The organism is Pantoea sp. ME81, from assembly GCF_903970985.1.
GTDB lineage: Bacteria > Pseudomonadota > Gammaproteobacteria > Enterobacterales > Enterobacteriaceae > Pantoea > Pantoea communis.
Genome location: NZ_CAJCKS010000195.1, coordinates 1 through 8,352, shown reverse-complemented (window position 1 = coordinate 8,352; position 8,352 = coordinate 1). Strand labels below are relative to the sequence as shown.

Here is an 8,352-nt window from a genome sequence, read left to right as displayed (position 1 = left end):
ATGCTAACAGCAACCCATGCATCATGACTGCTGTTTGAACATCTGGATAGCTTCCTGCACGTTGCTGGTCGCCAGGGACATCACACGGTCATTATTGAGGAACACGTCATAGTGACCCGCATTGTAGCGGAAGACATAGAGGTCTCCGCGGAAACGTAACCCTTTGGTTTTCACCCCAATATGATGGCGACGCAGGGCGGCCTGCGCCAGTCTGTCAGCTCCGGTGTTCATCTTCATCCCCTCCAATCGTTTCAACGTCAATATCCCGACATAGAGTATGGTTTGAAGCTTAGCTTAACCTTAAGAACAGCGCTGCGACTTTGCTAACACACTGTTTAATTGTCATTTTTCCTTCATCTTCAGATTTCAATTTTTGGTGTTCAGAAAAGCATCAAATGAAATGTTTCACGTATTTAGTCATCTTGATGAAACTTTGGTGACGACTAAATAGCGGGACACAACGGTTGAGCGTACATCTTCTACCAATCCTCAACATTTAAGAAAAAAGCCAGCTTGCGCGTTACCCATTTAATGTTCAGTTAAGTTTTCATCCGTATTTTGTTCTACGAGCAATAAGACAGGTGTGCTTAAGTTTTTTGCTGTAGATTAAAAAATTAACACTTAGTGCTATCTAATTTTTTCTGTGTAATCTAAGTTTAAACAGCAAGTTACTGAAAGTTTTTATGGATCTGAATCACTGCATACTGCAATTGGTCCTGTTGCAGGCAATTTTAGGTGTAAAACGTTAAGGTAAACTTATGACTTTTCTTCCATTCTCGCGCCCCGCTTTGGGCGAGGAAGAGTTAGCGGCAGTAAAAGAGGTTTTTGAATCAGGTTGGATCACCACCGGCCCGAAAAATGCGGCGTTGGAACAAGCCTTTTGCCAGTTAACCGGCAATCAACATGCGATTGCTGTCAGTTCCGCCACGGCAGGCATGCACGTCACCCTCCTCGCGTTAAACATCCAGCCGGGTGATGAGGTGATCACACCTTCACTGACGTGGGTATCCACCATCAACATCATTACGCTGCTGGGTGCAACGCCAGTGATGATTGATGTTGACCGCGATACGCTGATGGTCACGCCTGAGCAAATTGAAGCGGCCATCACGCCACAAACGCGTGCCATCATTCCGGTGCATTATGCCGGTGCTCCTGCGGACATTGACGCCATTCGCGCCATTGGTGAACGCCATGGCATCACAGTGATCGAAGATGCGGCACACTCTGCAGGTTGTTATTACAAAGGTCAGCATGTCGGAAATAAGGGCACGGCTATTTTTTCTTTCCATGCCATTAAAAATATGACGTGCGCGGAAGGTGGCTTAATTGTTACCGATGACGCTGAGTTGGCCGATCGCATGCGCAGCCTGAAATTTCACGGCTTGGGTGTTGATGCTTATGACCGTCACACGCATGGCCGTAAACCGCAGGCTGAAGTGATTATGCCTGGGTTCAAATATAACTTGCCGGACATTAGCGCTGCGATTGCTCTGGTTCAGTTGAACAAACTGCCCGCCATCAATGCTCGCCGTGCAGAGATTGCCCAACGCTATTTAAAAGAACTGGCTGATACGCCATTCCTGCCATTGTCTCAACCCACCTGGGCGCATCAACACGCCTGGCATTTGTTCATCATTCGCGTTGATGAAGCACAGTGTGGACTCAGCCGCGATGCGTTGATGGAAACGCTGAAAGCACAAGACATCGGCACTGGTTTGCATTTCCGCGCGGCACATACCCACAAATATTATCGCGAACGCTACCCACAACTTTCCTTGCCAAACACGGAATGGAATAGCGATCGCATCTGCTCAATACCGCTGTTCCCTGATATGCGCGATGAAGACGTCAGCCGCGTGATCGGCACATTACGTCATATCGCTGGAGTTTGATTGACATGCTCGAAGAAAAAGACATTCGTAAAGTCTCCGTGGTGATCCCGGTTTACAACGAAGAGGAGAGCCTGCCAGAGTTGGTGCGTCGTACCGATGCGGCATGTGCTGTGCTGAATCTCGATTATGAGATTTTGCTGGTGGATGACGGCAGTAGCGACCGCTCAGGTGAGATGATCGCCGATGCTGCTGACATGCCCGGAAGCCATGTGGTCGGCGTATTGCTGAACCGCAACTATGGACAGCACTCGGCAATCATGGCGGGTTTTAGCCATGTATCAGGCGACCTGATTATCACACTGGATGCGGATTTACAGAATCCACCTGAAGAGATCCCCAATCTGGTGCAAGCCGCTCAGCAGGGGTATGACGTGGTCGGTACTGTGCGTCAAAATCGTCAGGACAGTTGGTTCCGTCGCCGCGCTTCCCGCACCATCAACCAGCTGATTCAACGCGTCACCGGTAAAGCGATGGGTGACTATGGCTGCATGTTACGTGCTTATCGCCGTCACATTGTCGATGCCATGCTCAACTGTCACGAGCGCAGCACGTTTATTCCTATCCTGGCCAACACCTTTGCGCGCCGCACGATTGAGCTGCCTGTCGCCCACGCCGAGCGCGAATTTGGTGATTCGAAATACAGCTTTATGAAGCTGATCAATCTGATGTATGACCTGGTGACTTGCCTGACCACCACGCCACTGCGCCTGCTGAGTATTGTCGGCAGTCTGATTGCATTGGCCGGTTTCGCCTTCTCACTGGTACTGATCGTATTGCGCCTGTTCCTCGGTGCCGACTGGGCCGGAGACGGGGTGTTCATGCTGTTTGCGGTGCTGTTTATTTTTGTCGGCGCGCAATTTATCGGTATGGGCCTACTCGGCGAATACATCGGCCGAATTTACAACGACGTCCGCGCTCGTCCGCGCTACTTCATTCAACGTGTTATTAACTCGCAGAAAGATGTCTCCTCTGTACAGGAAATTGAGCAATGAAAACTATCGTCTTCGCCTATCACGATATGGGCTGTGCAGGTATTACTGCGCTGTTAAATGCGGGTTTCGAAATCAGCGCGATCTTCACTCATGCTGATTCTGCTAATGAGAACCACTTCTTTGGTTCTGTCGCCCGTTTGGCGGCAGAGCAGGGTATCGCGGTGTATGCGCCGGAAGATGCTAACCATCCGCTGTGGGTCGACCGCATTAAATCCATGGCACCGGATTACATTTTCTCCTTCTACTATCGCAATCTGCTCAATGACAGCATCCTCAGCAGCGCGCGCCTGGGCGCTTTCAACCTGCATGGTTCACTGCTGCCTAAATATCGTGGGCGCGCGCCACTTAACTGGGCGTTAGTGAATGGCGAGACTGAAACCGGCGTGACCCTGCATCGCATGGTAAAACGCGCGGATGCAGGCGATATCGTGGCACAGCAGCGTGTCGCCATTGATGAACAAGACAACGCCTTAACTCTGCATCGCAAACTGACAGCCTGTGCTACACAACTGCTGGAGCAGGCACTGCCAGCGATGAAACGTGGTGAAATTGCGGCAATTCCTCAGGATCACAGCCAGGCGACGGTGGTGGGACGTCGCACACCAGAAGACGGTCGCATTAAGTGGGAACAGTCTGCACAGTCAATCAACAACCTGGTTCGTGCGGTCACCGATCCATGGCCGGGCGCATTTGCTTTCGCGGGAACCGTGAAGTTTGTCGTGTGGAAAGGGCGCGTACATGCTGATGCGCCAAAAGCGAAGCCAGGCACAGTGATTTCCGTTGAGCCTTTCCTGATTGCTTGCGGGGAAGGTGCACTGGAAGTGGTGACCGGACAAAGTGAAAATGGCGTCTATATGAACGGCAGCCAGTTGGCGCAGAGTCTGGGGATGGTGCCGGGCGCACTGTTGTACTCTCAGCCGGTTGCAGCCGTTAAACGTCGTACGCGTGTACTGATCCTGGGTGTAAACGGATTTATCGGTAACCACTTGACCGAACGTTTGCTGCAGGATGACAACTTTGAAGTTTACGGTCTGGATATCGGCTCTGATGCTATCAGCCGTTTCCTCGATCAGCCGCGCTTCCACTTTGTTGAAGGTGATATCAGCATTCACTCAGAGTGGATCGAATATCACATCAAAAAATGTGACGTGGTGTTGCCGCTGGTGGCGATTGCTACGCCAATTGAATACACCCGCAACCCGCTGCGCGTGTTCGAACTCGATTTTGAAGAGAACCTCAAGATCATCCGCGATTGCGTCAAATACAAAAAGCGCATCATCTTCCCTTCCACGTCAGAAGTGTACGGCATGTGCACCGATAAACACTTCGATGAAGATCACTCCAACCTGGTGGTGGGGCCGATCAACAAACAGCGCTGGATCTATTCGGTTTCCAAACAGCTGCTGGACCGCGTGATTTGGGCTTATGGCGAAAAAGAAGGGCTGCGTTTCACGCTGTTCCGTCCTTTCAACTGGATGGGCCCGCGTCTTGATAACCTCAACGCTGCGCGTATTGGTAGCTCCCGTGCGATCACCCAATTGATACTCAACCTGGTAGAAGGTTCGCCGATCAAGTTAATCGACGGTGGTGCACAGAAGCGCTGCTTCACTGACATTCGTGATGGTATTGAAGCTTTGTTCCGCATCATTGAGAACAAGAACAACAACTGCGACGGTCAGATCGTCAACATCGGTAACCCGGAAAATGAGGCGAGCATCAAAGAGCTGGCGGAACGTCTGCTGGCAAGCTTCGAACGTCATCCGCTGCGCAACCAATTCCCACCGTTCGCCGGTTTCCGCGAAGTAGAGAGCAGCAGCTACTACGGTAAAGGTTATCAGGACGTCGAGCATCGTAAGCCGTCAATCAAAAATGCGCGTCGCTTGCTGGACTGGACGCCGACCATTGAGATGGATACCACGATCGATAACACGCTGGATTTCTTCCTGCGCACCGTTGAGTTGCAGGATAAGCCATGAAGAAAATTGGTTTGCGCGTAGATGTTGATACCTGGCGTGGAACCAAACTCGGCGTTCCGGCGCTGCTAGAGCAGTTTAGCCTGCATCAGTTGCAGGCCAGTTTCTTCTTTAGCGTTGGGCCGGATAACATGGGGCGCCACTTGTGGCGCCTGATGAAACCGCGCTTCTTATGGAAAATGCTGCGCTCGCGCGCAGCTTCACTCTACGGCTGGGATATTTTATTGGCTGGTACGGCCTGGCCAGGACGTGAGATTGGCCGCGGTCTGGAGGAGATCATCAGCGCCACAGCCGATCATCATGAAGTCGGTCTGCACGCCTGGGATCACTTTGCCTGGCAAACCTGGGCAGGCGTGTGGTCAGAAGAGAAGTTGCTGGAACAGATTTCGCGTGGGAAAGCCGCACTGGAAGCGATTATTGGTGACGCTGTCACTTGCTCTGCCGTGGCCGGATGGCGGGCGGATGGCCGCGTTATCGCCGCTAAGCAGACCTTCGGTTTCAGCTACAACAGTGATTGTCGTGGTACTGGACCCTTCTTGCCGCGTCTGCGTGATGGCAGCTTAGGCACGGTGCAAATCCCCGTGACATTGCCTACCTGGGATGAAGTAGTTGGACAGTCGGTTAGCGCCGCTGACTATAACGATTTCATTCTTGAGCAGATGCTCGCAGCCGAAGGATCGCCGGTGTACACCATTCATGCTGAAGTTGAAGGCATTATCGGTTCTAAGGCGTTTGGCGAGTTATTAACCCGCGCGGAGCAACAAGGCATTCACTTCTGTCCTCTGAGCGAGTTGTTACCTGACGATCTCAGCACACTCCCGCAGGGCAATCTGGTACGTGGGCATATACCCGGACGCGAAGGCTGGCTGGGCTGCCAGCGCTAAACGTTAACAGGAAACTTTATAGGAACCACGGATGCGTACAGGCACCAAAACGGCGCTGCTGCTGGCGCTTTTCGCGCTTTATTATCTTATCCCGGTCGAATTCCGCGCCTTATGGCAGCCGGATGAAACCCGCTACGCTGAAATCAGCCGTGAAATGCTGGTCAATGGCAATTGGGTGGTACCGCACTTCTTTGATTTGCGTTATTTCGAAAAGCCCATAGCGGGTTATTGGGTCAACAATATCGGCCAGCTCTTGTTTGGCCATACCAACTTCGGTGTACGCGCCGGTTCGATTTTTTGCACCACGCTCAGTGCAGTGCTGATTTATTGGCTGGGTCATCAGATGTTTGCCAGCCGGAAAATCGCTCTGACCGGCAGCATCATTTTTCTCACTTCGCTTCTGGTGTATGGCATTGGCACTTACGCGGTGCTGGATCCTATTCTGCTGTTGTGGATGGTTGCCGCGATGTGCAGCTATTGGCTGGTGGCGCAAGCTTCTACCACGCAACAGCGTCTCTGCGGTTATGTGCTGCTGGGCGCAGCCTGCGCGATGGGCTTTATGACCAAGGGCTTCCTTGCGCTGGCGGTGCCGGTATTGGCGATAGTGCCCTGGGCGATTTGGCAAAAACGCTTCGGCGAGTTATTGCGCTGGGGACCTTTAACGGTCATCGTCGCTGCACTGCTCAGTGCGCCGTGGGCACTGGCCATTTATCGTCAGGAAGGGGATTTCTGGCATTACTTCTTCTGGGTTGAGCATATTCAGCGCTTTGCAGAGAAAGATGCGCAGCACAAAGCGCCATTCTGGTATTACCTGCCGGTATTGCTGGCGGGATGTCTGCCGTGGCTGGCGTTGCTGCCGGGCTCAATGATGGGCGCGTGGCGCCAGCGTCGTCAACATGCGGGAGCCATTTACCTGTTAAGTTGGGTGATCTTGCCACTACTGTTCTTTAGCATCGCTAAAGGGAAACTGCCGACCTACATTCTGCCGTGCTTTGCACCTTTAGCACTGTTGATGGCGCATTACGCCCACAGTGGTTCTGCACAGTTAGTGAAGGTGTTTAAAGTTAATGGCTGGATAAACCTGCTGTTTGGCGCCATAACCACCTTAGTCCTGTTGGTGGTGGTTGCGCCATGGGGATTGGCGCACAAGCCCGTTTATACCCATGATGAAATACTGCCGTTAATCTGTGGCGTACTGGCCTTTGCCGGCTGGGGCATTATGGGGTGGTTCAGTCTCAAACCGGGTGCCTGCCGTTGGCAACTGGCGGCGCTTTGTCCGTTAACGCTGGCGCTACTGATCGGCTTCGCAATACCGCAGAAGGTTCGTGATTCCAAACAGCCGCAGAGTTTTGTACAGGCTGTGCATCATCAACTGGCAGACAGCCGTTATCTGCTGGCTGACAATCCTGGCATCGCGGCTGCAGTGGCATGGGAAACTGAGCGCAGTGATATCACTTTCTATGATGCCAAAGGCGAACTGCAATACGGTCTTAGCTATCCCGATGCGAAAACGCGCTATGTTGATGGCGCAGCATTTGCTGACTGGCTGCGTGAACATCGTCGCCATGGCAAAGTGTCCGTAGTGATGATGCTCAACTCGGGCGAGAACGGGCCTGACCCTGCAATGCCAACGCCGGATGACGTTTATCGTCAAGGTCGACTGGTCTATTACGGTTATAACGCGACACCATGAACCTGTTGCTTATTCTTCTGGTCAGTTTGTTGAGCTGCGCCGCCCAGCTTTGTCAAAAGCAGGCGGCGTATCTGGGGATGCGCCACGGCAAGAAGCAGCTCATCTTGTGGATTGCGCTGAGCCTCTTTTTGCTCGGCGTGGCGATGTTGCTGTGGCTACTGGTATTGCGTGTGGTGCCGGTCAGCGTGGCCTATCCGATGCTGAGTCTCAACTTCGTATTGGTGGCCATCGCAGCTAAGTTGATCTGGCGTGAGACATACAGCTTGCAACAATGGTTCGGTACGCTGGCGATTGTTGCCGGGGTCGCGCTGATGGGGAGCCACCTATGAAAGGGGTGATCCTCGCGCTGTGTAGCGTGCTGCTGGTGTCGCTGGCGCAATTGGTCCTGCGTGCCGCGATGCTACATTTCCCGCCATTGACTGCAATCCTTAGCCCGCAATTCTGGCAGCATCTGCAGCCGCTGCTCCTGCTTAGTTTGGGACTTGGTGCGTACGCATTATCGATGCTGTGCTGGATGCTGGCGCTGCGTCATATGCAGCTTAACCGCCTCTATCCGTTGCTGAGCCTGAGTTATGTGTTGGTGTGGCTGGCAGCTATTTCGTTGCCAATGTTCGGTGAAGCCTTCCGCTGGAGCAGTTTTGCCGGTGTTATATTGATTGTGCTCGGATTGTTGTGTGTGTCGCTGCCGCGTAAACCTTAGCCGCAGAACGTTAGAAGTGACAGGCGATCCCCATGGAACCAAAGCGGGGACCACACCTCGTCGATGAGTTGCATGGTGTGACACTGTCACCTCATCAGGCGTAAATGCTTTTCACTGAGGTCTGCGAGCGAGGGTGCACCCAGCATGCCCAGATCGCGACTGACTTCATTAGTGATGAGGTCAATGGCCCACTCAACGCCCGATGTTCCGCCTAC

At 52.7% G+C, this 8,352-nt stretch carries 8 protein-coding genes; 7 read left to right on the top strand and 1 reads right to left on the bottom strand.

The features are described 5' to 3' along the window. Positions 1-21 precede the first annotated feature (21 nt). Entirely contained in the window at positions 22-231 is a 210-nt protein-coding gene (locus tag H7A81_RS23560) for a hypothetical protein (protein WP_034829841.1), read from the bottom strand. A gap of 527 nt (positions 232-758) precedes the next feature. Here H7A81_RS23560 and arnB point away from each other — a divergent pair. The 7 genes from arnB to arnF are packed head-to-tail and all read left to right on the top strand — an operon-like array spanning position 759 to position 8,137. Then, positions 759-1,895, top strand: a complete 1,137-nt coding sequence (arnB, locus tag H7A81_RS23555) for a UDP-4-amino-4-deoxy-L-arabinose aminotransferase (RefSeq protein ID WP_182058883.1) — start codon at positions 759-761, stop codon at positions 1,893-1,895. A 5-nt stretch (positions 1,896-1,900) separates the two neighbouring features. Next, on the top strand, positions 1,901-2,887 hold the full coding sequence (arnC, locus tag H7A81_RS23550) for an undecaprenyl-phosphate 4-deoxy-4-formamido-L-arabinose transferase (RefSeq protein WP_034829843.1): 987 nt from the start codon (positions 1,901-1,903) through the stop codon (positions 2,885-2,887). After that, entirely contained in the window at positions 2,884-4,863 is a 1,980-nt protein-coding gene (gene arnA, locus H7A81_RS23545; protein WP_182058882.1) for a bifunctional UDP-4-amino-4-deoxy-L-arabinose formyltransferase/UDP-glucuronic acid oxidase ArnA, read from the top strand. The genes arnC and arnA overlap by 4 nt, the downstream gene beginning before the upstream one ends. Continuing rightward, the gene (arnD, locus tag H7A81_RS23540) at positions 4,860-5,744 is read left to right on the top strand and encodes a 4-deoxy-4-formamido-L-arabinose-phosphoundecaprenol deformylase (protein WP_182058881.1); all 885 of its coding nucleotides are present in this window, start codon (positions 4,860-4,862) and stop codon (positions 5,742-5,744) included. The genes arnA and arnD overlap by 4 nt, the downstream gene beginning before the upstream one ends. A gap of 31 nt (positions 5,745-5,775) precedes the next feature. Beyond that, the gene (arnT, locus tag H7A81_RS23535; protein WP_182058880.1) at positions 5,776-7,437 is read left to right on the top strand and encodes a lipid IV(A) 4-amino-4-deoxy-L-arabinosyltransferase; all 1,662 of its coding nucleotides are present in this window, start codon (positions 5,776-5,778) and stop codon (positions 7,435-7,437) included. Then, on the top strand, positions 7,434-7,766 hold the full coding sequence (gene arnE / locus H7A81_RS23530; protein WP_166934399.1) for a 4-amino-4-deoxy-L-arabinose-phosphoundecaprenol flippase subunit ArnE: 333 nt from the start codon (positions 7,434-7,436) through the stop codon (positions 7,764-7,766). Before arnT ends, arnE begins: the two co-directional genes overlap by 4 nt. After that, the gene (gene arnF / locus H7A81_RS23525; RefSeq protein WP_182058879.1) at positions 7,763-8,137 is read left to right on the top strand and encodes a 4-amino-4-deoxy-L-arabinose-phosphoundecaprenol flippase subunit ArnF; all 375 of its coding nucleotides are present in this window, start codon (positions 7,763-7,765) and stop codon (positions 8,135-8,137) included. The genes arnE and arnF overlap by 4 nt, the downstream gene beginning before the upstream one ends. Positions 8,138-8,352 lie beyond the last annotated feature (215 nt).

Excerpts from the sequence above, each read along its gene's own strand:
- arnE (WP_166934399.1), top strand. The coding sequence starts at position 7,434 with ATGAACCTGTTGCTTATTCTTCTGGTCAGTTTGTTGAGCTGCGCCGCC.
- arnT (WP_182058880.1), top strand. The coding sequence starts at position 5,776 with ATGCGTACAGGCACCAAAACGGCGCTGCTGCTGGCGCTTTTCGCGCTT.
- arnA (WP_182058882.1), top strand. The coding sequence starts at position 2,884 with ATGAAAACTATCGTCTTCGCCTATCACGATATGGGCTGTGCAGGTATT.
- arnD (WP_182058881.1), top strand. The coding sequence starts at position 4,860 with ATGAAGAAAATTGGTTTGCGCGTAGATGTTGATACCTGGCGTGGAACC.
- arnB (WP_182058883.1), top strand. The coding sequence starts at position 759 with ATGACTTTTCTTCCATTCTCGCGCCCCGCTTTGGGCGAGGAAGAGTTA.
- H7A81_RS23560 (WP_034829841.1), bottom strand. The coding sequence starts at position 231 with ATGAACACCGGAGCTGACAGACTGGCGCAGGCCGCCCTGCGTCGCCAT.
- arnF (WP_182058879.1), top strand. The coding sequence starts at position 7,763 with ATGAAAGGGGTGATCCTCGCGCTGTGTAGCGTGCTGCTGGTGTCGCTG.
- arnC (WP_034829843.1), top strand. The coding sequence starts at position 1,901 with ATGCTCGAAGAAAAAGACATTCGTAAAGTCTCCGTGGTGATCCCGGTT.